Here is a 23,978-nt window from a genome sequence, read left to right on the forward strand (position 1 = left end):
TCGGATGGGAGCGACAGGCGCCTCCATCTTGCTCGCCAGCGAGCCCCTGCGGCTAGCAAGGCAGTCCTAACCAGTCTGCTCTGCTCGACCTCCGGGCGAAAGCCTGCAATTTATCTTGATGTCAAGATAAATCTATCACGACCGTTGCGGTGTTCCGGCATCCGGGGTTCGCGGATACAGGGCGCGCACGACGAGCCAGGTGACCGCGATCAACGGCGCGAACAGCGGCAGGCCCATGATGAGCTTCAGTGTGCCGAGAGCCGTGACGTCCCCCGCCAGGTACAGCGGCAGCTGCACCGCGAGACGTGCGAAGAACAGCGCAGCCCAGGCGATGCCGAGCCACAGGAACGCACGACGCTTTCGACGATCGCGCCTCCACGCGGTGCCCTCTCCCATCAGGAAGCCGACGGCGAGACCGATCAGCGACCAGCCGACCAGGGCCGAGACGAGCATCCCCGTGCCGTAGACGGCGTTGGTGATGAGCCCGGGAACGAAATTGTCTTCGCCTCGCCCCGTCCACAGCGCCAACGCGGCGGCAGCCGCCGCGGCCACGAGGCCACCGATGGCGGCCGAGGGCGGGGACTTCTGGAGCAGTCTGACGATCGTGAAGACCGCCGCGAGTCCGACCGACACGCCCAGAGGCAGGATCAGGGGTTCGGGCCGGATCGTGAAGAGGATGACGAACGCGAGGCTGGGAAGCACCGATTCGAGGATGCCGCGCCATCCGCCCATCGCGGACCACACCACCTTGTGTGTCGCGTCGCTCTCGGTCGGATCGAGACCGGCGCGGCGGGCAGCGCCGCCGAGCGCGGCCCCGACGATGTCGGATGCGCGCTGCTCGCGCTCGGGCTCGGGAGCGGGGGTGGTCACGCGGAGCCGGGAGTCGCGGGCATCTTCAGCGGGATCAGGTCGCGCGGAGGCATCGGAGCTCCCCCGCGGACGACGACGATCGACCGGAAGAGATCCTCGACCTTGGCGGCGGCCTCGAGGTCAGACGCCGCAGCGCCGCCGATGACGCCGCGGAGGAACCATCGAGGGCCGTCGATGCCGATGAACCGAGCGAGCCGCAGCTCGGAGCCCTCATTGGCCGCGGCAGGGACCTCTGCGAGAAGCTCCTTGCCCAGCGGCCCCTCGCGCTCCTCGACCCGCCCGCCCTGGGTGCGGACCTGATCGCGCAGCTGCACGCGGGTCTCGTCCCACAGCCCACCGGATCGGGGCGCGGCGAACGGCTGCACCTGGAGGGAGGAGTCCGCGTAGTCGAGTCCGACGGCGACGATGCGCTTGGACTGCTCCTCGACCTCGAGTCGGAGGTTCAGCCCCTCACGCGGGAGGATCTTGATTCCACCGAGGTCGATGTACGGACGAACCGGGTTCGCCTCGGAGTCGTCGAAGGGCCCCTGTGTCGCCCGGTCGTCCGGTGCCGACTTCGAAGGAGTCGCGTTGTTGTCAGTCATTGATCTGTCCTGCCGAAGATGAATGGAGTCCTGCCTGGTAGCCGGTCGAGCCGAAGCCACCCTCGCCGCGGACGCTGCCTGGCAGCTCCTCGACCGGGATGAAGGTGGCACGAGTCACGGGCATCACGATCAGCTGCGCGATGCGATCGCCGACGGCCACATCGTACGCCGTGTGGATGTCGGTGTTGATCAGACTCACCTTGATCTCACCGCGGTATCCGGCATCCACGGTTCCCGGCGAGTTCACGATCGAGATGCCGTGCTTGGCCGCGAGACCGCTGCGGGGCACGACGAATGCCGCGTACCCCTCCGGCAACGCGATGCGCACGCCGGTCGCGACGAGCGCCCGCTCCCCCGGGGCCAGATGAACGGCCTCGGCCGCCACCAGATCGGCTCCGGCATCGCCGGGGTGGGCGTAGCCGGGCACGACAGAGGCGATAATGGGGACATCAACGGATTCAGTCACCCCACGAGGCTAATGCAGAACATCGCTCCCGACGCGCGGACCCGCTACCGCGAGAGACTGTCCCCCAGCCTGTGGCTGCTGGTGACGGTCGCTCTCGCCGGCCCCATGGTGGCGCTCATCTTCGTTCCCATCGGCTCGACCGTCGCCCTGATCGTCGGCGCCGCCGTCTCGGCTGTGCTGGTGGTCGCGTTCATCGCGCTCGCGCCGGTCGTGTCGGTCGACGGCGACGTGCTTCGTGCCGGTCGAGCGCACATCGAGGTCCAGCACCTCGGCACGCCCCGAGCGCTGAGCGCCGAAGAGGCGCGCCAGGCGCGGGGCCCAGGCCTGCCGGCACGGGGCTGGCATCTCATCCGCGGGGGTGTCGACGGGGTGGTCGTCGTTCCGAACGATGACCCTGACGACCCGGTGGACACCTGGACCATCTCGACCCGAACTCCCGATCGGCTCGCCGCGGCGATTATCGCCGCCCAGCGCTGACCTGACCAGAACCAGCGCTGCCCGACCGCGACGAGCGCTGACCTGACCACAAGACGACGCGCCCCTGACCGTGAGGTCGGGGGCGCGTGGGATCTTGTTCTCTGGTGCGCTCAGGCAGCGCACTCCTTGCAGATGGGGCCGGAAGCCCCCTCGTGGTCGAGCTGCGAACGGTGCTTCACAAGGAAGCAGTTCATGCAGGTGAACTCGTCCTGCTGCGCGGGCAGCACGACGACATCAAGTTCGAGGTCGGAAAGATCGGCTCCAGGAAGATCGAAGCTGGACGGGTTGTCCGCGTCCTCGTCTCCTGACGAGCCGGAGAGCTTGTCCGGCACACGCTCCTTGAGGGCTTCGATCGACTCGGAGTCGTCTTCACTCTTGCGGGGAGCGTCGTAGTCGGTTGCCATGTGGTGAATCTCCACTTTCATGCGAGTGGGTGGTGCGCCGTCGGGGTAATCGGCGGCCATAGTTTGCATGACCGCGGAGGAATAAGCAAATGCCCGCGGCTGCGACAGACCAAACTCACGGCACGCCCAGAGTATTCCCGGTTCTGGGCGGCCCCGCGTGACACCATGAACGCACACCCATCAGAGGGGCATTCGCATGGAAAACGTCACCATCGTCGGCACAGAAGCAGGAGTGCTCGTACTCGCGACCGAGTCGGGCGAGCGCTTCGCGCTGCCCATCGACGACGTCCTGCACCGCGAGATCCGGCGCGCGACGCGACAGAGCGAGCCGACTGCTCAGCGGCTCGCCGCGAGTCCGCGCGACATCCAGGCGCAGATCCGCGCCGGCCTCACGGCACCGGAGGTCGCCGCACTCCTCGGCATCAGCGTCGACGACGTCATCCGCTTCGAAGGACCCGTTCTCGCCGAGCGTGAGCACGTCATCGGTCAGGCGCTCGCCGTTCCCGTGCTGATCGGCAGCGATGTCGAGCCCGACGCTCAGCCCACCTTCGGCACCGCGATCCGCGCCAAACTGTCCGAGGTCGAGGCCTCGGCCGAGCGCTGGGCGAGCTGGAAGGACGACACCGGCTGGATCATCAAGCTCGAGTTCACCGCCAACGAGGTCGAGCACGATGCACGCTGGAGCTTCGACCCCCGACGCAGTGCGCTGGCACCCCTCAATGCCGATGCCACACAGCTGTCCCGCCAGGGCTCGCTGCCCGACGGCCTCATCCCCCGTCTGCGCGCCGTCGAGGCTGAACGGCAGGCATCGCCTTACAAGGACGACAGCCGCTTCGACTCCGGCGCGTTCGGACCCCGTCTGCTCCCCGCGCCCGAGGCTGATGTCGATGACAGCATCGCGCCCGAGCGCTCGACTGCCGCGGTGCAGGATGCCGCCATCAAGCGCGCACCCGAGTCGGCGACGACGAGCCCCGAGACGGCCGACCTGCTCGAGGCTCTGCGACGCCGACGCGGCCAGCGCGAGACCGCGCCGATCCTCGACCACTCGGACGACAGCGACACGGACCAGAATCCGATCGCACTGTTCGACGCCTTCGAGAGCAACGAGCCCGGCGAAGACGAGCCGGAGGTCGCCCCCGAGCCGTCGAACGAGGGCAACGGACGCCGCAAGCGCCGCAACGCGATGCCGTCATGGGACGAGATCGTGTTCGGAGCACGCACCGACGAATAGGGCGCCCTCAGGCGGGTGGATGCCGACGCTCAGCGAGCGAACGCGCCGAACCTGAGCAGTGGGACCTGACGCTCCTCCGGGGTCAGACCACCATGCTGCCCGATCATCCCCCTGCTGCGTTGATCCGCGGCCGTGCCGTCGTACACCGCCCCGTTGCCTCTCGCCACGACGAGCACATCGCCGATCCTCGACGCGGCGGCCGATGTCACCTCGGGGCCGAAGAACCCGGATGCGATCGCCTCCTGCCCGGTGCCGACGTCGGCGAGGCCTTCGAGATCGCGACGCCACCGCTCGGCGACGACCGCCGCATCGGCGTCCGGTTCGACATAGACGTGCAGCATCCTCGGTTCACCTCCGATGTGCCGGACCCCGTCGAGGTGCTCGGCCTCGAGCACGACCTGCCGGTGCACCGGCACGTCGACCATGCCGTGGTCCGAGGTCACGAGGACGCCGACGCCCGGAGGCACGCGTCGAGACAGGGCGGCATCGATCTCCTCGAGCGCCGACACCCATTGCACCGAGTCGAGGCCGTACCGGTGCCCGGCCTTGTCGGCCTCGGGCAGGTAGCAGTAGATCAGCGAGCCCGGGTGACGCTCGGCGAGGTCGTATGCGACCTCGACGCGCTCTGCGGGTGTCTGGGCGGCGACGAACTCGGCCCCGCGCAGCGTGGCCCGGGTGAACCCGCTCGCCGCGTAGGCGGCGACGCCGACCGCAAAGGTCGGGCGCCCCTCCGCACGAGCGCGCTCGAAGACCGTCGGAGCCGCCTGCCAGGTCGCCGGATCCAGCCCTTCCGACTCCCAGCCGGTCAGCTGATTGACCAGGATGCCCCGAGCAGGGTCGAGAACGCGATAACCGACCAGGCCGTGCTGCCCCGGCCACACCCCGGTGAGGATGCTGGTCAGCGCCGCCGCGGTGGTCGAGGGGAAGACCGAGTGGGCGACGTCCTTCTTCGCCATCCCGGACGTGAGCGCCCTGGCATGGCCGGCGTGGGCGCGCAGGCTGATCGCGCCGAGCCCGTCGATGATGGCGAGGACGACGGATTCGGCCCGCGGCAGGCTCGCCGATTCGCCGCGGAGAGCGGCGAACACGTCGTCCGCCACCCCGACGACGCTGCGGGCGGCGAGCGACTCGGACGGTAGAATGAGGGACATCCGAGCCAGTCTGACACAGGCTCCCGTACGCCCTCAGCCTCGCACCATTTCAGGATGCCCATGCCGAAGACCCCGCCTGCCGAGCTCGCCCCCGAGCGAATCCAGGACATCGATCTCGAAACAGAGATGCAGGGTTCATTCCTCGAATACGCCTATTCGGTGATCTACTCGCGGGCTCTGCCTGACGCTCGCGACGGATTGAAGCCCGTGCAGCGTCGCATCCTCTATCAGATGGCCGAGATGGGGCTTCGCCCGGACCGCGGTCACGTCAAGAGCGCCCGCGTCGTGGGCGAGGTCATGGGAAAGCTGCACCCGCACGGCGACTCGGCGATCTACGACGCCCTCGTGAGACTCGCCCAGGAATGGGCTCTGCGTGTGCCGCTGATCGACGGCCACGGCAACTTCGGCTCGCTCGATGACGGGCCCGCAGCGGCCCGCTACACCGAGGCACGCCTGGCCTCCCCTGCGATGGCTCTCACCGAGAACCTCGACGAGGACGTCGTCGACTTCATCCCGAACTACGACGGTCAGTTCCAGCAGCCCTCCGTGCTCCCTGCTGCGTTCCCGAACCTCCTGGTCAACGGCGCGAGCGGCATCGCCGTCGGCATGGCGACCAACATGGCACCGCACAACCTGATCGAGGTCGTCGCCGCCGCCACCCATCTGCTCGAGAACCCCGACGCCACGACCGAAGAGCTCATGGAGTTCGTGCCCGGCCCCGACTTCCCCTCGGGTGGCATCCTGATGGGGCTCGACGGTGTCAGAGACGCATACGCCACCGGCCGCGGCGCCCTGAAGGTGCGCGGCAAGGTCTCGGTCGAACCGCTCGGGCCGCGGCGCACCGGCATCATCGTGTCCGAACTCCCATACATGGTCGGCCCCGAGCGTCTGATCGAGAAGATCCGTGACGCGGTGCAGTCGAAGAAGCTGCAGGGCATCAGCGACGTGACCGATCTCACCGATCGCAACCACGGGTTGCGCGTCGCGATCGGCATCAAGACCGGCTTCGACCCCAATGCCGTGCTCGAGCAGCTCTACCGGCTCACCCCGCTCGAGGACTCCTTCAGCATCAACAACGTCGCCCTGGTCGACGGACAGCCGCGCACGCTCGGGCTCAAGGAGATGCTGCGCGTCTATGTCGCTCACCGGCTGGAGGTCATCACCCGCCGCAGTCGATACCGTCTCGCCCGCCGAGAGGAGCGCCTGCACCTCGTCGAGGGCCTGCTCATCGCGATCCTCGACATCGACGAGGTCATCCAGGTCATCCGTTCGTCGGACGACTCCGAGCAGGCGCGGGCGCGACTGCGCTCGGTGTTCGACCTCAGCGAGCTTCAAGCCGAGTACATCCTCGAACTGCGCCTGCGGCGCCTGACGAAGTTCTCGCGCATCGAGCTCGAGACCGAGCGCGACGCCCTGCTCGCCGAGATCGCCAGGCTGCGGGACCTGCTCGGGAGCGACGTGCTCCTGCGAGCAGTGGTCGCCGAGGAGCTCGACGCAGCGGCTGACGCATACGGGACTCCTCGCCGCACGCTGCTGATGAACGCCGCGCCCCCGAAGCCGCGCGCCACGAAGGGCGCGGTCGACCTGCAGATCGCCGACGCTCCGACCGTGCTCGTGCTCTCGACGACAGGGCGTGCCGTGCGGGTGGACCTCGCCGAGGGCCAGGAGCTGACGCTTCCGGCACGGCGAAGCAAGCACGACGCGATCCTGACGACTGTCGAGACGACGGTGCGCGCAGAGATAGGCGCGCTGACCTCTGAGGGGCGCGTGCTGCGTTTCTCCCCCGTCGATCTGCCGTCCGTGCCGTCGTCCTCCGTGCAGCTCGCGGCGGGAGCTCCGCTGCGCGATTATCTCGGCATCACCATCCGCGGAGAGCGGATCCTCGGTTTCGTGCGCTTCGACAGCGACGTCCCGATCGCCATGGGCACGGCACAGGGGACGGTCAAGCGCATCGTCCCGTCGACGCTTCCCGTGCGTCCGGATCTCGAGGTCATCGGCATGAAGCCCGGTGACACGGTCGTCGGGGCGGTCGAAGCGCAGGACGACGCCGACCTCGTGTTCGTGACGACCGACGCCCAACTGCTGCGGTTCTCCGCCTCGGCCGTCCGCCCGCAGGGCGCGCCCGCAGGCGGCATGGCCGGCATCAAGCTCGGCGCCGGTTCATCGGTGCTGTTCTTCGGAGCGGTCTCGCCGGATGCCGATGCCGTGGTCGCCACCGTCTCGGGTTCCGACAGCAGTCTTCCGGGCACCGAGCCAGGACGCGCCAAGGTGACGCCCTTCGCCGAGTACCCGTCGAAGGGTCGGGCGACCGGCGGAGTGCGCGCGCATTCGTTCCTGAAGGGCGAGGACCACCTCACGGTCGCCTGGGTCGGGCCGAGCCCCGCGCAGGCCGTCGACCCGACAGGTGCGGTGCGCAAGCTCCCCGAGCCCGGCGCCCGACGCGATGCGTCGGGCCAGCCGATCGACGGCGTGATCGGGAGCATCGGTCGCACTCTGGTCTGAGGGCCAGGGCACGGCGTCAACCCCGCTCTGCATCCTCCCCGAGACGAGTGAAACCCTCCGACAGGATCCGAGCCAGCAGCAGTGCGTGAGCACCGGTGGGGTCCAGGTCCGGATCGAACACCGTCACGGACGCGCCCCACGCCTTGGGTGCCAGCCGTTGGAGCAGCCGCACCAGATCATCAGGCTCGATGCCACCGCTGTCGGGGCTGTCGACTGCCGGCATGTACTCGGGGTCGAGCACGTCCACGTCGACCTGAAGCCAGAATCCGCTCGTGAGCCCCGGCTCGGCGAGCACCCGGGATGCCGCATATGCGGCGCCGTGCAGGATGATCTGGTCGGCCGGGATCGTCACGGCGATCCGTTCGGAGACCTCGACGAGTGCCTCGTCATCCCGCCGGCACCCGATATGCGCCGTCGAGGCCGCGTCGAAGTAGGGTCCGAGTCCATCGATGTCGGCGATCTCGGGAAGGTGCTCGCCGATCGCCGCCGCGAGATCCTCGCCGGCGAGGGATCCGAATGACGTGCTGTTGCCCGGGTGCCGGAAGTCCGTGTGGCCGTCGACGTGGACCAGCCCGCCTGCTCCACTGACACGCGACGCGAGACCCGCAGCGATGACGAGACTGCAATCACCACCGAGCACGAGCGGTGCATGACCTCGGCTTCGCAGCTCGACGAGGCGCGCGGCCAGGCGACGCGCATGGTCGACGATCGCGTCCTGGTTGCGCAGCGTCTGCGCTCCGGGCTCGGGGTCATCGACGTAGCGGCCGGGCAGCACCACCCCTGCATCCAGCGCCCCCTGTGCGGCCAGCGCCGCGTACAGACCTGCCTCGCGCAGCGCCTCGGGTGCCTTCGACGTCCCCGGAACCGCTCCGAGCACGGGGGGCCGCAGACCGAGGTTCGACGGAGCCGACGCGAGTGCGATCATCGCCCCATCCTCTCAGCCCGAAGGGCTTCAGAGTCGGAGAGCGAGGATGTTGGCGGTGAGCCCGGCGGCCGTGCCGCAGAGAATCACGGTGTCGCCTGCCCCGACGCGACCGCTCTCGAGCGAGCGGGCGAGCATGAACGGCACTGACGACGAGACCATGTTGCCGAAGTCCTGCACCTCATCGATCCGACGGTCGGCCGGGATTCCGAGGCGGTCGAGCATCGGTCCGAGCGCGGCAGACGCCTGGTGGGGAACCCAGAGGGCGACATCGTCGTGCGCGATCCCCGATCCTCGGTGGAACGCCTCGAAGAACTCGGGAAGCACGCGCATCATCCCCAACAGCGCCCGGCGCCCATTCATGTCGAACAGGTAGTCAGCGGAGTCTCCCGCCGCATAGGCCTGCGCGGGCGATCCCGACAGCCCGCCTCTGATCTCCGTGTCGTGCGCATACGCGGGCCAGGTGCGCTGAGCGCTGGCGATCACTCCTCGGTCGCCGTCAGCGGAGCGGCGCAGCACGACGGCCGCACCGGCGTCGCTGAAGAGCTCGTAGCTCTCGCGCTGCTCCGGATTCAGGAACCGCGTCCCCACATCTCCTGCGAACACGAGGATCGTCTCATGATCCCCGGCATCGAGATACCGCGAGGCGATGTCGAGCGCCGTGATGAAACTCGTGCAGGTCGAGTTCACGTCGAAGGCCGCCGCATGCCCGGTGAGCGTGAGTCTCTCCAGCACGAGCGCGGCCGTGCACGGGATCGGCTGGATCCCCGCGGCAGACGCACCGAGAACGAGGTCGACGTCGTCCGCCGTGATGTCCGCGTGCGCCAGTGCCCGCTCGCACGCCTCAGCCAGCATGTCGAGATGAGACACGTCGTCGTCGATGCGGTACCGCGTCTCCTCCCCGAATCGGACGACACGCGAAGGCAGAGAAGTCCCCCAGCCCACGATCTCGCAGTTCCTCACCATCTCCGGTCCCCCCATTCCTGCACCACGCGCCGCAGCTTCACGGCCCCGTCGTTCACGTAGTCGACGAACGTGATGTCCGGCCGCTCGCACCCCAGCCGGTCGGCCAGCGCATGCACCTCGTCTTCGACGAGACGCCGAGATCGATCGTCGAGGGTGTCGAGCGCGATCTGCAGCCGCGACTCGCCGATCTGGGTGATGCGGTATTCGTCGAACCCTTCGGCATAGAGCAATGCGCGCGCGATCACGTCTGCGAAGACTGGCAGATCGCGGCCGTCGAGGGAACGGAACACCAGGGTGTCGCCCTCTCGTCCCTCGATGCGCTCGATCGCGGTGAGCGCGCTCCCGCAGGGGCACGGTCGGATGCGCTCGCGGAGCACGTCGCCGAGCCGATACCGCACGATCGGCTGCGCACGACGGCGCAGGTCCGTCACGATCGGCGTGAACCGCTCGGCATCCAGCGCCTCGCGTTCGACCAGGATGTTGTCCTCGTTCAGATGGATCACCCCGTGCTCGCAGGTGTGCGCGAGGAATCCCTCGGTGCACTGGTAGAGCTGGTGCAGGACGGGCTGTCCGAGGGAGATGGTGATGCGCCGCTCGTCAGAGAGCTCGAGCACCTCCGCCACCGAGTACACCCGCTGCGGCACGACGTCGAATCCACCGGCGTCGGCCGCACGTGCGATCAGCCTCAGCACCGACGGCGGAGCCACGAGGATGGTCGGTCGGTACTCGCTCAGCCGGGCGATGTTGTCGTCCATGTCGGTGTAGACGTCAAAGTAGCGGAACGAGACCGCCCGCGAGCCGACCGACTCGTACAGGCTGTTGTCCGCCCGGAGGAACAGCGCGATCCGATGCCCGAGGAGCCTGCCCCGAGGCAGGGTGCGGGCGAGCACGGTTCCCACCCAGGCATCGCGTTCGGCGCTGCTGACCACGAAGAGGCCACGGTGGCCGCTGGTGCCGCTCGACAGGCCCACCGAGTTCGAGCCCAGATCCGCGTCGAAGTCACGGGCGCGCTCGTTCGCGATCGCCAGTGCGAGGGCCTCGTCCTTGCCCACGCCGACGGTGTTGATCTCGTCGAAGCGGCTCATCATGACGCTCTTGTCCATGAGCGGCAGTTCCGAGAACGAGCGCGTCGCGAGAAGGTCGCGGAAGTAGGGCGACCGCCGTCGCAGGAATCTCAGGTGCGAGCGCAGCAGGCGCCTCTGACGCCGTTCGACCGCAGCCCGAGTGCGCAATGGGCGGAGCCAGCGTGCCGCGGCGAACTCGCGCAGGATCCTGAGCTTCGACATCAGCTCAACAGCTCCTTCGCGTCGAGCGGATCATGGCTGCAGACCACGCGGATGCCGGCCGCTGCGAGCTCGCCGAGAATCCGCGCCGTGGCGGCGTATCGATCGGCATCGTGCTGGACGGCTCGGGGCAGGGCCTTCAGCGTGTCGGAGGCGTCGATCAGATCGCTCCCCCATGCCGCATCCCCGGCGAGCAGGACGCGGCGCTCGATCAGCGCGCCGAGGTGTCCGTCGGCATGGCCGGGCAGATCGACGACGAGGTACGAACCGTCGCCCAGAAGGTCGTGAGTTCGCAGTGCGGTGCCGCCGACCTCGACGGTGGCGAAGGCTCCCTCATCGACCACGATCCGCTCGGCATCCGAGAACCAGCTCGGAAGCAGGCCGGTGAGCACCCCCGCGCGCAGTCGCGGAGCCGACAGCGTCCGCTCGTGCCCCGCGCTCAGCACGAAAGTGGCATGCGGGAACCGACGGACTCCCCCGACGTGGTCCGGATGCAGATGAGACAGCACGACGTGCGTCACGGACGCGGGGTCGACGCCGTCCGCGCGGAGCCGGGCGGCCACATCATCCGCGTCCCCGACGATCGGAGGAAGCAGACGACGGTAGACGGCACCGCGCCAGCCGGTGTGCCACCGTCCCGTCGCATAACCGGTGTCGAACAGCACGCGCCGGCCGTCCGCGGTGTCGTACAGGAACACGCCGGAGGGGAACTCGCGGACACCGTGCGGTGCGCCGCGGAACATCGTGCCGACGTCATGTGAGGTGCTGCCGCAGACGTAGTGGCGGAGGCGGCCGGTCACGCATTCTCCCTCAGGTGTGCGGCCACGCCGGCGAGAGCGTCATCGAGCGACACCTCGGGGCGGTATCCGAGCTCCGCCTTCGCGCGCGTGATGTCGAGCGTCTGAGAGTACGCGATCGTGCTGAGCGTGTAGCGAGTGAGCGGCGGCTCCGGCCGCCACGGCAGCATCGAGCAGACGCCCTCCGACGCGGATGCCAGGACCCAGGCCGCTCTTCGGTGCATCGGGCGAAACCGCGGGGTCTCCCCCATCCGCTCGAGGAGGATCGTCAGCAGTTCGCGGAACCGCCGCGGGTCGTCGTTGGTGATGTTGTACACCCCGCCCGCGGCGTCTCCGCGGGTCAGAGCGAGGCGCAGCGCCGAGGCCACGTTCTCGACCGCCGTGACGTCGATGAGATTGTCGCCGCCGTCGAAGACCGGCACGCCGATGCGTGCGTGGACGTCGAGAAGGCGGGGCACGAGGCTCGGGTCGCCCACGCCGATCAGGCCGCGGGGGCGCACGATCACGAGCTCTGCGATCTTCCCGCTGTCCACGGCGTCGAGCAGCAGATCCTCGGCGGCGATCTTCGAGCGGATGTATCCGTTCAGTCGGTTGGAGCGATCGACGTCGGGTTCGCGGATGCCGATGCGGTCCCGAGGTGCGGCATACACGCTGGGAGACGACACATGCACCACCCGGCGCACACGGTTGCGACGGGCGAACTCGACGACATGATCGGTGCCGTCGACGTTCGCCTCGCGGAAGTCCCTCCAGCGCCCCCACGGAGCCGACAGCGCCGCGCAATGGATCACGGCGTCCACGGCGAGGTCCTGCGTGCGGAGAGAGGCCAGATCGCCGAGAACTCGGTGACCGTCGTCGGCGACCAGCTCGAGCGCGTCCTCGTTGCGGCCCGCGGCGAAGACCTCGTATCCGTGTCTCCGCAGCTCGGGCACGACGTGACCGCCGAGGAACCCGCTCGCCCCCGTCACCAGCACACGGGCTCCGGACATGCTCATCACGATAGTCGTCCTATTGTGGTCGAGTGCGCATCGCCATGGTCACCGACTACTACCTGCCCACGCTCGGCGGCGTGCAGACGGTCATCAAGGCGCACAGAGAGGCTCTCCAGCAGGCCGGGCACGAGGTCTTCGTGTTAGCGCCCCTGTCCGAGCCCGGCGACGACCCGCATGTCGTGCGCCTGCCGACCGCCCGACGCTTCGCACCGGACGGATACCCGTTCGCCTGGACCCCCTCGGCCGTCGCGGCGTCGCTCACCGAGGGCCTGCGCTCCCGCCGAGTCGACATCGTCCACGTGCACACCGAGATGTTCGCGGCGCTGGGCGGTTTCGAGGCGGCGAAGACTCTCGGACTACCGGTCGTGCAGACCATGCACGGACGCATCGACGTCTACACGCGCTCTGTGCTGCCGCTGCCCTCGATCACGACGGCGCTGCTCGCGACCATGCACCGGCGCCGCATGAGCCACGACAGCACGGTGATCGACAGCAGCGCGCCATATGCGCAGACACGTGCGGCGCGGCTCATGTGGCGGCTCATGGTCAGCCAGGCGAATCATGCTGACCAGGTCATCGTGCCCTCCGCCCATTTCGCCGCGAAGCTCTCGAATCAGGGCGTGCGGACGCCGCTCACCGTGCTCTCGAACGGCCTGGAGGCGACGGTGCTCCACGAGGTCGGCGCTCCCCCGCCGCGCATCCTCGACCCCGCAGAGCCGCTTCGAGTGGTGTGGTGCGGAAGGCTCTCGCCCGAGAAGCGTCCTGAGGTCTTCGTCGACGCCGTGAGTCAGCTCTCGGGCATCCGAGCCGAGATGTTCGGCGACGGTGTGGCGAGACATCGCGTCGCCGCGGCATCAGCCGGCATGACTGCCGGCACGCTCACGGTGCACGGCGGGGTCGCCCAATCGCGCGTGCTCGAGGCGATGCGCGATGCGCACGTCCTGGTGTCGAGTTCTCTCGATTTCGACAATCAGCCGATGGTGATCCTCGAGGGGATCGCCTCCGGTCTGCCGGTGATCGTCACGGATCCCGATCTCCTCGAGATGCTGCCCGACGGCGGTGGGCTCGTCACTCGGACACCGGATGCCGAGGGCCTGGCGGCTGCGATCCGAGAGCTGCGCGACGATCCCGCGCGGCTCACTCGGATGAGCGCCGCTGCGATCGCTCACCGAGAGCGAGTCTCTCAGGACACCCACCGAGACGCGCTGCTGGACGTCTACCGGGCGGCCATGGCTCTGAAACGCTGATGCTCAGGCATCGATCGATTCACGCGAGAGCCGGTCGGACGACTCGATGATGAACTCGCGACGAGGAGCGACCTCGTTGCCCATCAGCAGTTCGAAGACTCGGCCGGCCGCTTCGGCATCCTCCATGCGCACGCGGCGCAACAGGCGTCCGCCACGATCCATGGTGGTCGTGGCGAGCTGCTCCGCGTCCATCTCGCCGAGACCCTTGTACCGCTGGATCGGCTCATGCCAACGTTTGCCCGACTTGCGGAGCTTTGCAAGCAGCGCGTGCATCTCCTGCTCGCTGTAGGTGTAGATCGTCTCGTTTGGCTTGGAACCCGGGTTCATCACGATCACACGGTGCAGCGGAGGCACTGCGGCGAACACGCGACCGTGCTCGATGAGAGGACGCATGTACCGGTAGAAGAGCGTGAGCAGCAGCGTGCGGATGTGAGCGCCGTCGACGTCGGCATCGCTCATCAGGATCACCTTGCCGTACCGTGCGGCGTCGATGTCGAAGCTGCGGCCCGAACCCGCGCCGATCACCTGGATGATCGAGGCGCACTCGGCGTTGGAGAGCATGTCGCCCACCGACGCCTTCTGCACGTTGAGGATCTTGCCGCGAATGGGCAGCAGCGCCTGGAACTCGCTGTTGCGGGCGTTCTTCGCGGTGCCGAGAGCGGAGTCGCCCTCGACGATGAACAGCTCGCTGCGCTCGACCTCGTTGGTGCGGCAGTCGACCAGCTTGGTCGGCAGCGTCGACGACTCGAGGGCGTTCTTGCGCCGCTGGGTCTCTTTGTGGGCCCGCGCAGAGACGCGAGCCTTCATCTCGGCGACGACCTTGTCGAGCAGCTGCGTCGCCTGACTCTTGTCGTCGCGCTTGGTCGAGCTGAACCGCGCCGCGAGATCCTTGCGAAGCACCTGAGCGACGATCTGGCGCACGGCCGGCGTGCCGAGGATCTCCTTCGTCTGCCCCTCGAACTGCGGTTCGGGGACGTTCACCGTCAGCACAGCGGTGAGCCCGGCGAGGACGTCGTCCTTCTCGAGCTTGTCGTTGCTGCCGACCTTCAGTCGGCGTGCGTTCTGATCGACCTGCGAACGCAGCACCTTGAGCAGCTCCTGCTCGAAGCCCTGCTGGTGCGTGCCGCCCTTGGGCGTGGCGATGATGTTGACGAAGGACCGCGTGGTCGTGTCGTAGCCGGTGCCCCAGCGCATCGCGATGTCGACGGCGCAGACGCGCTCGACCTCGGTGGCGATCATGTGGCCGTCGGCCTGCAGAACCGGAACGGTCTCCTTGAACGTGCCTTCGCCCTGAATGCGCCAGGTGTCGGTGACAGGCGCGTCGTTCGCGAGGTACTCGACGAACTCCGAGATGCCGCCGTCGTACCGGTACGACGTCTCGATCGGCTGCCCCTCGACCTCCGAGCCGTTGGCCGCGCGCTCATCGCGGATCACGAGCTCCAGCCCCGGAACGAGGAAGGCCGTCTGACGCGCGCGGGTCACCAGGTCGTTGAGCTGGAACGCAGCATCCTTCGTGAAGATCTGGTGATCCGCCCAGTAGCGGATGCGCGTGCCGCTTGTGCCGCGCGGCGCCTTGCCGACGACCCGGAGCTCGCTCTTGTCCTGGAACGGCGTGAACTTCGCGTCCGGTCGCTTCTCGCCGCTGTCGGCGAAGAGTCCGGGCTCGCCACGGTGGAACGACATCGCGTAGGTCTTGCCGCCGCGGTCGACCTCGACGTCGAGGCGCTCGGAGAGGGCATTGACGACGGAAGCTCCGACGCCGTGCAGACCGCCGGAAGCCGCGTAGGATCCGCCGCCGAACTTGCCGCCGGCGTGCAGCTTCGTGAAGACGACCTCGACGCCGGTCAAGCCCGTGCGCGGCTCGACGTCGACGGGGATGCCCCGGCCACGGTCGTGCACCTCGACGCTGCCGTCATCGTGCAGGATGATGTCGATCTTCGAGCCGTTGCCCGCGACGGCCTCGTCGACGGCGTTGTCGATGATCTCCCAGAGGCAGTGCATCAGGCCCGGGGATCCGTTCGAACCGATGTACATACCGGGACGCTTGCGGACGGCCTCGAGCCCTTCGAGCACCTGGAGATGATGGGCGGAATACTCGGCGGTCACAATCTCCGAGTCTATTCGCGATGCCCCTGCTGCAGCCGCAGACACTCCCCGCGAACCCCTACGAGGCGTCCCGCGCGTACGCGCTGAGCGAAACACGCCGCAAACCGGGCATGTGTACACCGTCAGCGTGGTTGTATTGAACACGCCCAACCAGCGAACCCGACACTCAAGGAGGCACCATGATGAACGCAACGACCGAACGTGAGACCTCCGCCGTCGAGTTCCGCCTGACCGCCATGGATCGCTGTGATTCATGTGGCGCTCAGGCCTACATCGCCGCCGAGGTCAACGGCTCCGAACTCCTCTTCTGCGCACACCACGGACGCAAGTACGAAGAGAAGCTCCGCAGCATCGCAACGAGCTGGCACGACGAGACCGCTCGCCTGATCGACTGATCAGCTGCGGTCACATCCGCCTCGGAGCCCGTCATCTGACGGGCTCCGCATTCGTTAAGGGGTGCTCACCCTTCGGATGCGAGCGGTGAGTCGGGTGAGGATCTCCTCACCGACGGTGTCGATGCGCTCGGCGAGGGTCGTCGCGCTCGACTCGCCATGATCTCCTGCGCCGAACATCCAGACCGAGTCGCCGATCCGCATTCCCGGCCACCCCTCGACCACCGAGGTCGCCGCGTCGATGCGCAGAAGCTCGCGAGCCCCCGCGAGGGTGCCGACTCGGGCCCCTGCCAGCGTCGACGGGATGCCGTCGAATGCGCCGATGCCCACCACGGCGTCACCGTCGACGATGTCGATGACCGTCGCAGTGAGCTCCGCGACCGGTGCCACCCCGGCAAGATCGGGGCCATCCGCCGAACGGACGCCGTAGCAGAACGCTCCGATCCGCGACACCGAGCCGCGAAGCTCGGGGCGCCACCAGGACGCGGCGGATGCCGTCAGGTGCAGCGCCTCGGGTGTCGCGCCCGACTGCTCCGCCACGCGCACGGCGTCGAGGAAAAGGGTCTGAGCCTCGTCGTCCTCGTCATCGCTCGCCTCGGCCAGATGGCTCCAGATTCCCACGAGCTCCAGGTGCCCTGCGGCCTCACCGGCGCGCACCTCGGCGATGGTGCGTTCCCACTCGGCCGGAAGCAGCCCGTTGCGATGCAGACCGGTGTCGATCTTCAGATGGATCCGCGCCCGCACTCCCCGTCGCGCAGCCAGCGCCGTGATGCGCGACAGGTACTCCGCTGATCCGACTCCCAGGTCGATGCGTGCGCGCAACGCCTCGTCGACCTCGTCATCGGTCGAGGTGGCCCAGGCGAAGATCCGCCCCGTGTCACCCAGCACGCGCCTGGCCTCGACTCCACTGCGGACGTCGTACGCCCCGTACCAGTCGACGCCCATTCCTCTCGCGGCCTCCACAGCCCAGCGCAGACCGTGACCGTAGGCGTCGTCCTTGATCACGATCATCAGCGCCGACGGAGCGATGCGATCGCGCACGGCACGGATGTTCGACCTGAATCTCTCTGTGTCCACGCGCAGTTCCGGACGGCTCATGCCTCCCACCCCCGCTCCGCGTGGGAGCCTGCGACGGCGACGAGCTCGGCGATCGTGAGTCCTGTCACCGCGCCCCATCTCGCGAGGGAGGGAGCGGCAGGTCCGCGCCCTCCGAAATAGGTGGCATCGGCTCCGGTGGCGACGGCGTCAGAGCCCTGCAGATCGATCACGCACACGTCCATCGCGACGCGCCCGATGATCGGCCGTTGCACGCCCTCGATCTCGACGTGCGCGGCGTTGCCGAGAGCACGGACGATTCCCTGCGCGTATCCGCCGGTGACCAGTGCGGCAGTCGTATTGCGCATCGCTCGATGCGTGTAGCCGTAGGAGACCGCGTCTCCGGCGGCCAGCGGCTTGGTGGAGAGCACTCTGCCGACCAGGCGCATCACCGGCCTCGTCCGCAGAGTTCCGTCAGGGTCAGGCAAACCGTAGAGCAGGAACGGGTCGATATCGGCATCGCCGTCCGTCACCGCGTCGATGCCCTCGAGCGCCAGCGCCTCCGCCTCTGTGGCGTAGTCGACCCGCACGGAGGCCGCTCCGGCCGCGACGACGGCGTGAGCGACAGCGAGCACTCCGTGCCCCCAGGCATCCCGGCGAAGGTCGGCCACGCGGCCCCCGGCGGCGACAGCGGCGGTCGATGCGGCCGCCAGCGCCGACCGCGAGATCATCGCGCGCGGACGAGAACTCGAAGTCTTCTCACACACGTTTCCAGCCTAGCTCCGCCTTCTCAGGATGCCCTGCGCACCCACCGTAGACTGGAGGGGACCCCGAACTTGGAGATCCATGTCACGCTTTTCCCTCGCGCCCCGCGTCCGCTACCTGCTGGCGCGCGCCCGCCGCATCGACGTCGCCTCGGTCATCGAGAGGGCCAAAGAGGCGTCATCTCAGCACGGCAAGGCGGTGCCGCTCGTTGTCGTCGACATGCTGTGGTCCGCCGGGCGACACAACGTCGGGTTCCAGGACTACATCGACTACGACTTCGCGATCCTCACCAAGGCGGAGCGCGACACGTTCATGACCCACCCGGTGTCGAACGAGATCTCCCAGAAGTACGACCACCCGGACTACCGCCACCTGTTCCACGACAAGGCGGAGTTCAACGCCGTCTTCGACGCATTCCTCAAGCGCGAATGGATGCTCATCACCGAGGGCAACGCAGACCAGCTGCGTGACTTCACCGAGCGCCAGGGCACGATCGTCGTCAAGGAGACCCACGGGCAGGCGGGCACCGGTGTGCACCGCTATCACGCCGCCGACGTCACCGACTGGGACGCGTTCCATGCCGAGCTCCTGTCGAAGAAGCAGGTTCTCGTCGAAGAGGTCATCCGCCAGCACGCCGATCTCGCGGCCGTCTGCCCCGGAACCGTCAACACCACGCGCATCACCGCGTTCTTCGATGGCGAGAAGACGCACATCCTCGCGATGGCTCAGAAGTTCGGACGCGGCGCGGTGAGCGACCAGATGAGCTTCGGCGGCTTCTACACGATGCTCGACGAGAGCGGTCACTCCGTGGGCTCCGGATACGACTCCCACGGTCACGTGCACGTCACGCACCCGGACTCCGGCTTCCCCATCGCCGACTTCCAGCTGCCCTTGATGGATGAGGTCCGCGAGTTCGTGGATCAGGTCGCTCGTGTCGTGCCGCAGATCCAGTACGTCGGCTGGGATGTCGTGGTCACCCCCGACGGTCCGGTTCTGGTCGAGGGCAACTGGGGTGCCGGCGTGTACGAGAACAAGCCGAGCGTCACCGGCATCCGCACAGGACACAAGCCGCGCTATCAGGCCGCGATCGGATTCTGACCGCACGACAGGCATGCAGAAGGCCCGGATGCTGAGCATCCGGGCCTTCTTGCTGCGACGTGCGACTCGAGGAGTTCAGACCTCGCGGACGATGCCCATGGGCGTCGACTGCGTGGCCTGTCCGAGCGGGTTGTCGCCCAGGATCTGAACGAGTCGACGCTCGCCCGCCTTGTCGAGCGTCGAACCGAGGATGTTGCCGCCGATGTCGTTGATGTCGACGACGGCCACTTCGAGGTTCCCACCGAGCATCTTCTTCAGGCGCACTGCGACCTCGCGCGGGTTCTTCGGGCCGAGCACGACTGCCTGGTTGTACGGCGGGATCGTGTTCTTCGTCGGGCCGTCGATCGCACGCGCCTTGTCGCCGGCGATGCGGTAGAAGTCGCCTCGGCGCCCGAAGGCCTTGGTGATGACCGAGACACCGGCAGCGAACAGGATCCGCAGGGTGCCGCACTCGCGCAGTGCCATCTCCATGGTCTCCGGCATTCCGAGACCGATCCCGTAGGACGTGCGGACGACGTATCGCGAGAGGAAGCGTGCGAGTGGTCGCGGCGAGATCTCGTCGAGCCGGTACGACCGACCCTGCGTGATCGCCACGATCTTCTCGGTCACGAACAGCAGGTCGCCCGGCTGCACCGCATCCTTCGCGTACTCCATGACGACCGACTCGAGGTCGTCATCGGGCATGACGACGCGCGTCCGCAGAGGGATGCGCGCGTAGCTCTTGCCGTCGACGCTCGCCTCGAGCGCCTTGCCCTCGTTCGCCTGCATCACTCGAGGTAGTCCCGCAGCGACTGCGAGCGGCTCGGGTGGCGCAGCTTCGCCATCGTCTTCGACTCGATCTGACGGATGCGCTCACGCGTCACGCCGAACGTGTCACCGATCTGGTCGAGCGTCTTGGGCTGCCCGTCACCGAGCCCGAAGCGCATCCGGATGACACCGGCCTCGCGCTCGGACAGCGAGTCGAGCAGCTGCTCGAGCTGACGCTGCAGCATCGTGAAGCCCACGGCGTCGGCCGGGACCACGGCCTCGGTGTCCTCGATGAGGTCGCCGAACTCGCTGTCGCCGTCTTCACCGAGCGGAGTGTGCAGCGAGATCGGCTCGCGGCCGTACTTCTGCACCTCGACGACCTTCTCGGGCGTCATGTCCAGCTCGCGGCTGAGCTCTTCTGGCGTGGGTTCGCGACCCAGGTCCTGCAGCATCTGGCGCTGCACGCGGGCCAGCTTGTTGATGACCTCGACCATGTGCACCGGGATGCGGATCGTGCGGGCCTGGTCGGCCATGGCACGCGTGATCGCCTGACGGATCCACCAGGTGGCGTACGTCGAGAACTTGAAGCCCTTGGTGTAGTCGAACTTCTCGACCGCGCGGATCAGGCCGAGGTTGCCCTCCTGGATCAGGTCCAGGAACTGCATGCCGCGACCGGTGTAGCGCTTGGCGAGGGAGACGACGAGACGCAGGTTGGCACCCAGCAGGTGGCTCTTCGCGCGCTGGCCGTCGCGGGCGACCCACTGCAGGTCGAGTCCGAGCTGACTGGCCTTCTCGGCAGCAGTCATCGTGGAGAGCTTCTCCTCGGCGAACAGCCCGGCCTCGATGCGCATCGCGAGCTCGACCTCTTCGGCCGCGTTCAGCAGGGCGACCTTTCCGATCTGCTTCAGGTAGTCCTTGACAGGGTCGGCGGTCGCACCGGTGATCTGCGTCGAGTAGACGGGCACGTCTTCGTCGTCATTCGACGAGATGACGATGGCACCTGTCGGCAGAGGCTCAGTGAACTTCGGCTTCGAGTCCTCGTCGTCCTCGTCGGGCTCTGCGGCGGGAGGAGTCTCGTCGTCTTCGACGATGTCTTCGGCCTTCTTCTTCTTCGCGGGCGCGCGCTTGGCGGCGGCCCGCTGCGCTGCCGTCTTGGGGGCCGGCTTCTCAGCCGCCTCCTCGACGGGAGCGTCGACCTCGGGAGCGTCGGCGGTCTTCTTCGTCCGGGTCTTCTTCGTCGTGGCAGGAGTCACGTTTCGCCTTTCACGGGGCCGCTCGCTGGCCCCGGAGCATTTCGGACACTAGTAAGACCCTTGTCAAGTCAGATCTCCGGAAAGATCGATTGACAACGGGTCAGACTCCTAGTATCGCACACGTGTGGGCATGCAGGTGCAATCGGCCGAAGTTCACGCCTTCGACGTCAGCCTCGACCCGGTTTGTCCTCGTCGCCGCTGGGGCGAGAGGCGAGATAGCGCTCGAGCTCTGCAGCCAGTTCGTCAGCGCTCGGCAGGTCGCGCTCGTTGAAACCACCCTCGTCGTACGACCCGTCCTCGGGGTCACGGCCGGCCATATAGGCGTCATACCGGCGCTCGAGCCCCTGCACCATCTGCTGCAGCTCGTCGTTGCCGATCACCTGATCATCGACGCGGGTGCGGTAGTCCTCCCGGCGTTCCTGCACCTCGTCGAGCAGGATCACCAGGCCGGTCGCGGCCATCAGCTTCTCGGCCGCCGCGATCACGGCGTCGGGGTTCTCGGTCTCGGCGAGGTAGTGGGGCACCAGCAGCACGAAGCCGACGACCCTATCGCCGTGCTCGGCGAAGCGGAACTCGAGGAGGTGGCCCGCGGTCGCCGGCACCTGCGTGCGCGGACGCCAGACGGAATGCGCCACGGTGAGCTCGCGCCTGTTGCCGCTCACAGTCGTGCCGATGGGGCGGGTGTGCGGCACGGGCATGGCGATCGAGTGCACCCAGTTGAGCCCTGACACCTCGAATTCGTCGGCGAGTTCGAGCACCGTGCGTGCGAACTCGTTCCACGCGAAATCAGGCTCGTACCCGGCGAGGAGGAGGAACTTCTGGCCGAGAGCATCGGTCGCGAGCGACAGTTCGAGGCGTGCGGGGCGGAACTCGGTCAGATGGTCCTGATCGAACGAGATCACCGGGCGACGCGCGCGGTAGTCGAGGAGCACGTCGTTGTCGAAGACCACGACCGGCTGGGGAGAGGTCGTCTCGCGAAGGTGCTCGATGAGGCCCGAGACGGCGTTGCCTGCGTCGGTGAAACCCGTGAGGAGCAGGACAAGGGGCAGTCCGCGCGGCACGACCGGCGCGTTCGCTACACGTTCATGTATCTCTCCGGAGAAGGGCATGAGTCAATGCTACGAGCAGCGTCGGACGGCCGGGCGGTGACCTTCAAGCTGAGAGCGAACACCCGCTCGGCGACCGGACGCGCGGCCGACCTAGGATGGAGTCATGACGCTTCCCGCGCTCTCGCGCACCTCAGATCAGTTCCCCGGAAGCGCTGCAGACGCCGCAGTGCTGGTCATCCCCGAGATCTCGGACTCGACGGAGTCGCTGAACGGCTATCCCGGACTCACCGAATCGCTGCAGGGCATCGGCTTCACCGGTTCGGCGTCCGCCTTCACCCGTGCCTATGCCCCCGAGGTGACGACTCTGCCGTTCGCCGTCGTGGGTGTCGGGCGCGCGCCGGACGCCCAGGCAGTGCGCAACGCGGTGGGCGCCGCTCTCCGTTCACTGACCGGCTTCGAGACGGTGTCCGTGGCATTGGCGCCGGGCCTCGAGGAGTTCGCGGCAGCCGCCGCAGACGGTGCAGTGCTCGGCGCCTACCGGTTCGAGGGGTACCGCAAGGAATCGGGCAAGAGTCGCGCCTCCTCAGTCCTGCTGCACGCAGAACTCGACGACGCCGCCCTCTCCCGGTCGATCGCCGTAGGCGAGGCAGTGGCCCTGGTCAAGGACCTCGTGTTCGTCCCCGCCGAGTGGCAGAGCCCCACACAGCTCGCGCAGAGCGCGGCAGACAGTGTCTCGGGTCTGGCAGACGTCGCCGTCGAGATCCTCGACGAGGACGCCCTCGCTGAGCAGGGATTCGGCGGCATCCTCGGCGTCGGTCAGGGCTCCGACAGGCCTCCGCGCCTCGTCCGCCTCGACTATGCGCCCGCGAAGGCGACACGCCACATCGCCCTCGTCGGCAAGGGCATCACATTCGACACCGGCGGACTCTCGCTCAAGCCGGCAGCCTCGATGGTCGGGATGAAGTTCGACATGGCGGGCGCAGCGACGAGTGTCGCCGCGCTGCGCGCGATCGCGACCCTCGGCCTGCCCGTGCACGTCACGGCCTGGCTCTGCATCACCGACAACATGCCCTCCGGGCGCGCACTGCGTCCCGGCGACGTCATCCGCATCCTCGACGGCACGACCGTCGAGGTCCCGAACACGGATGCCGAGGGCCGCCTGGTCATGGCTGACGGCCTCGTGGCCGCCAGCCGCGAGAACCCCGACGTCATCATCGACGTCGCTACTCTCACCGGCGCGATCGTCATGGCACTCGGACACCGTCACACGGGTGTGTTCGGTGACGACGCCGCGGTCGCCGAGTTCCTCACCGCCGCCGACGCAGCCGACGAACTGGCCTGGCACATGCCGCTCCCGGCGTACATGGAGGACTCGCTCGACTCCCCCATCGCCGACATGCAGAACGCGAACATGAGCGATCGCATGGGCGGGGCCTCGTATGCCGGTCTCTTCCTGCGCCGCTTCGTCGGCCGCGTCTCGGAAGAGAAGGACGCCCCCCGCATCCCCTGGGTGCACCTCGACATCGCCGGTTCCGGCGAGCACAACGGGGCGCCGTACGGGTTCACCGACAAGGGCCCCACAGGAGCGATGGTCCGATCGATCATCGCGTTCGCCGAAGCATCCCACAAGGAGGCATGACC

General features: G+C 67.9%; 23 protein-coding genes. 7 read left to right on the forward strand and 16 right to left on the reverse strand.

Annotated elements, in window-relative coordinates:
• Window positions 1-135 precede the first annotated feature (135 nt).
• From MRBLMI13_RS04700 to dut, 3 genes are read right to left on the reverse strand one after another with little or no spacing between them, the layout of a single operon-like run.
• Window positions 136-870, reverse strand: a complete 735-nt coding sequence (locus MRBLMI13_RS04700) for a DUF3159 domain-containing protein (protein WP_367820089.1) — start codon at window positions 868-870, stop codon at window positions 136-138.
• Window positions 867-1,454 (reverse strand): DUF3710 domain-containing protein, encoded by a 588-nt coding sequence (locus tag MRBLMI13_RS04705; protein WP_042540219.1) that lies wholly within the window; start codon window positions 1,452-1,454, stop codon window positions 867-869. The genes MRBLMI13_RS04700 and MRBLMI13_RS04705 overlap by 4 nt, the downstream gene beginning before the upstream one ends.
• Window positions 1,447-1,920, reverse strand: coding sequence for a dUTP diphosphatase (gene dut / locus MRBLMI13_RS04710; RefSeq protein WP_042540218.1), 474 nt, complete (start codon window positions 1,918-1,920; stop codon window positions 1,447-1,449). The genes MRBLMI13_RS04705 and dut overlap by 8 nt, the downstream gene beginning before the upstream one ends.
• 12 nt (window positions 1,921-1,932) lie before the next feature.
• On the opposite strand from dut, the gene MRBLMI13_RS04715 reads away from it, so the two are divergent.
• The gene (locus tag MRBLMI13_RS04715; RefSeq protein WP_056377643.1) at window positions 1,933-2,397 is read left to right on the forward strand and encodes a DUF3093 family protein; all 465 of its coding nucleotides are present in this window, start codon (window positions 1,933-1,935) and stop codon (window positions 2,395-2,397) included.
• Between the two features lie 110 nt (window positions 2,398-2,507).
• Here MRBLMI13_RS04715 and MRBLMI13_RS04720 read toward each other — a convergent pair whose 3' ends face one another.
• Window positions 2,508-2,801 carry a DUF4193 domain-containing protein gene (locus MRBLMI13_RS04720; protein WP_042540214.1) on the reverse strand — a complete coding sequence of 98 codons (294 nt, stop codon included), beginning with the start codon at window positions 2,799-2,801 and terminating at the stop codon, window positions 2,508-2,510.
• 196 nt (window positions 2,802-2,997) lie between these two features.
• Between MRBLMI13_RS04720 and sepH the strand changes: the two genes are divergently transcribed.
• A complete protein-coding gene (gene sepH, locus MRBLMI13_RS04725; RefSeq protein WP_367820086.1) occupies window positions 2,998-4,032 on the forward strand; it encodes a septation protein SepH in 1,035 nt (344 codons plus the stop codon).
• Between the two features lie 29 nt (window positions 4,033-4,061).
• Here sepH and MRBLMI13_RS04730 read toward each other — a convergent pair whose 3' ends face one another.
• The gene (locus MRBLMI13_RS04730; RefSeq protein ID WP_367820084.1) at window positions 4,062-5,183 is read right to left on the reverse strand and encodes an alkaline phosphatase family protein; all 1,122 of its coding nucleotides are present in this window, start codon (window positions 5,181-5,183) and stop codon (window positions 4,062-4,064) included.
• A 60-nt stretch (window positions 5,184-5,243) separates the two neighbouring features.
• On the opposite strand from MRBLMI13_RS04730, the gene MRBLMI13_RS04735 reads away from it, so the two are divergent.
• Window positions 5,244-7,685, forward strand: coding sequence for a DNA gyrase/topoisomerase IV subunit A (locus MRBLMI13_RS04735; RefSeq protein WP_079112872.1), 2,442 nt, complete (start codon window positions 5,244-5,246; stop codon window positions 7,683-7,685).
• A 16-nt stretch (window positions 7,686-7,701) separates the two neighbouring features.
• Here the strand turns inward: MRBLMI13_RS04735 and MRBLMI13_RS04740 are convergent, their stop codons facing one another.
• From MRBLMI13_RS04740 to MRBLMI13_RS04760, 5 genes are read right to left on the reverse strand one after another with little or no spacing between them, the layout of a single operon-like run.
• Window positions 7,702-8,610 (reverse strand): arginase family protein, encoded by a 909-nt coding sequence (locus MRBLMI13_RS04740; RefSeq protein WP_367820082.1) that lies wholly within the window; start codon window positions 8,608-8,610, stop codon window positions 7,702-7,704.
• 27 nt (window positions 8,611-8,637) lie between these two features.
• Window positions 8,638-9,552, reverse strand: a complete 915-nt coding sequence (locus tag MRBLMI13_RS04745) for a 3-oxoacyl-ACP synthase III family protein (protein ID WP_367820080.1) — start codon at window positions 9,550-9,552, stop codon at window positions 8,638-8,640.
• A 14-nt stretch (window positions 9,553-9,566) separates the two neighbouring features.
• Entirely contained in the window at window positions 9,567-10,859 is a 1,293-nt protein-coding gene (locus MRBLMI13_RS04750) for a F390 synthetase-related protein (RefSeq protein WP_367820078.1), read from the reverse strand.
• A complete protein-coding gene (locus tag MRBLMI13_RS04755; RefSeq protein WP_367820076.1) occupies window positions 10,859-11,656 on the reverse strand; it encodes an MBL fold metallo-hydrolase in 798 nt (265 codons plus the stop codon). Before MRBLMI13_RS04755 ends, MRBLMI13_RS04750 begins: the two co-directional genes overlap by 1 nt.
• Window positions 11,653-12,642 (reverse strand): NAD-dependent epimerase/dehydratase family protein, encoded by a 990-nt coding sequence (locus tag MRBLMI13_RS04760; protein WP_367820074.1) that lies wholly within the window; start codon window positions 12,640-12,642, stop codon window positions 11,653-11,655. The genes MRBLMI13_RS04755 and MRBLMI13_RS04760 overlap by 4 nt, the downstream gene beginning before the upstream one ends.
• A gap of 32 nt (window positions 12,643-12,674) precedes the next feature.
• Between MRBLMI13_RS04760 and MRBLMI13_RS04765 the strand changes: the two genes are divergently transcribed.
• Window positions 12,675-13,892: a glycosyltransferase gene (locus MRBLMI13_RS04765; protein ID WP_367820072.1), complete on the forward strand. Its 1,218-nt coding sequence runs from the start codon at window positions 12,675-12,677 to the stop codon at window positions 13,890-13,892.
• A gap of 3 nt (window positions 13,893-13,895) precedes the next feature.
• Here MRBLMI13_RS04765 and MRBLMI13_RS04770 read toward each other — a convergent pair whose 3' ends face one another.
• A complete protein-coding gene (locus MRBLMI13_RS04770) occupies window positions 13,896-15,998 on the reverse strand; it encodes a DNA gyrase/topoisomerase IV subunit B (protein ID WP_082041087.1) in 2,103 nt (700 codons plus the stop codon).
• A 182-nt stretch (window positions 15,999-16,180) separates the two neighbouring features.
• Between MRBLMI13_RS04770 and MRBLMI13_RS04775 the strand changes: the two genes are divergently transcribed.
• Window positions 16,181-16,393 carry a DUF7455 domain-containing protein gene (locus MRBLMI13_RS04775; RefSeq protein WP_042540282.1) on the forward strand — a complete coding sequence of 71 codons (213 nt, stop codon included), beginning with the start codon at window positions 16,181-16,183 and terminating at the stop codon, window positions 16,391-16,393.
• A 54-nt stretch (window positions 16,394-16,447) separates the two neighbouring features.
• On the opposite strand, the gene MRBLMI13_RS04780 is transcribed toward MRBLMI13_RS04775, so the two are convergent.
• Both MRBLMI13_RS04780 and MRBLMI13_RS04785 read right to left on the reverse strand, forming a co-directional pair.
• Entirely contained in the window at window positions 16,448-17,488 is a 1,041-nt protein-coding gene (locus tag MRBLMI13_RS04780; protein WP_367820070.1) for an alanine racemase, read from the reverse strand.
• Window positions 17,485-18,192, reverse strand: a complete 708-nt coding sequence (locus tag MRBLMI13_RS04785) for an alanine racemase (RefSeq protein ID WP_367820068.1) — start codon at window positions 18,190-18,192, stop codon at window positions 17,485-17,487. The genes MRBLMI13_RS04780 and MRBLMI13_RS04785 overlap by 4 nt, the downstream gene beginning before the upstream one ends.
• A gap of 79 nt (window positions 18,193-18,271) precedes the next feature.
• Between MRBLMI13_RS04785 and MRBLMI13_RS04790 the strand changes: the two genes are divergently transcribed.
• Window positions 18,272-19,288 (forward strand): sugar-transfer associated ATP-grasp domain-containing protein, encoded by a 1,017-nt coding sequence (locus MRBLMI13_RS04790; RefSeq protein ID WP_367820066.1) that lies wholly within the window; start codon window positions 18,272-18,274, stop codon window positions 19,286-19,288.
• Window positions 19,289-19,363: 75 nt separating this feature from the next.
• Here MRBLMI13_RS04790 and MRBLMI13_RS04795 read toward each other — a convergent pair whose 3' ends face one another.
• From MRBLMI13_RS04795 to MRBLMI13_RS04805, 3 genes are all read right to left on the reverse strand, one after another.
• Window positions 19,364-20,056, reverse strand: a complete 693-nt coding sequence (locus MRBLMI13_RS04795) for a coenzyme F420-0:L-glutamate ligase (RefSeq protein WP_194285925.1) — start codon at window positions 20,054-20,056, stop codon at window positions 19,364-19,366.
• On the reverse strand, window positions 20,056-21,288 hold the full coding sequence (locus MRBLMI13_RS04800; RefSeq protein ID WP_042540194.1) for an RNA polymerase sigma factor: 1,233 nt from the start codon (window positions 21,286-21,288) through the stop codon (window positions 20,056-20,058). Before MRBLMI13_RS04800 ends, MRBLMI13_RS04795 begins: the two co-directional genes overlap by 1 nt.
• A 167-nt stretch (window positions 21,289-21,455) precedes the next feature.
• Complete coding sequence (locus tag MRBLMI13_RS04805; RefSeq protein ID WP_042540192.1) at window positions 21,456-22,397, reverse strand: proteasome assembly chaperone family protein; 942 nt, start codon at window positions 22,395-22,397, stop codon at window positions 21,456-21,458.
• A gap of 103 nt (window positions 22,398-22,500) precedes the next feature.
• On the opposite strand from MRBLMI13_RS04805, the gene MRBLMI13_RS04810 reads away from it, so the two are divergent.
• A complete protein-coding gene (locus MRBLMI13_RS04810; protein ID WP_367820064.1) occupies window positions 22,501-23,976 on the forward strand; it encodes a leucyl aminopeptidase in 1,476 nt (491 codons plus the stop codon).
• The last annotated feature ends 2 nt before the right edge of the window (window positions 23,977-23,978 follow it).

It is taken from the genome of Microbacterium sp. LMI13-1-1.1 (assembly GCF_040815625.1).
Lineage (GTDB): Bacteria > Actinomycetota > Actinomycetes > Actinomycetales > Microbacteriaceae > Microbacterium > Microbacterium forte.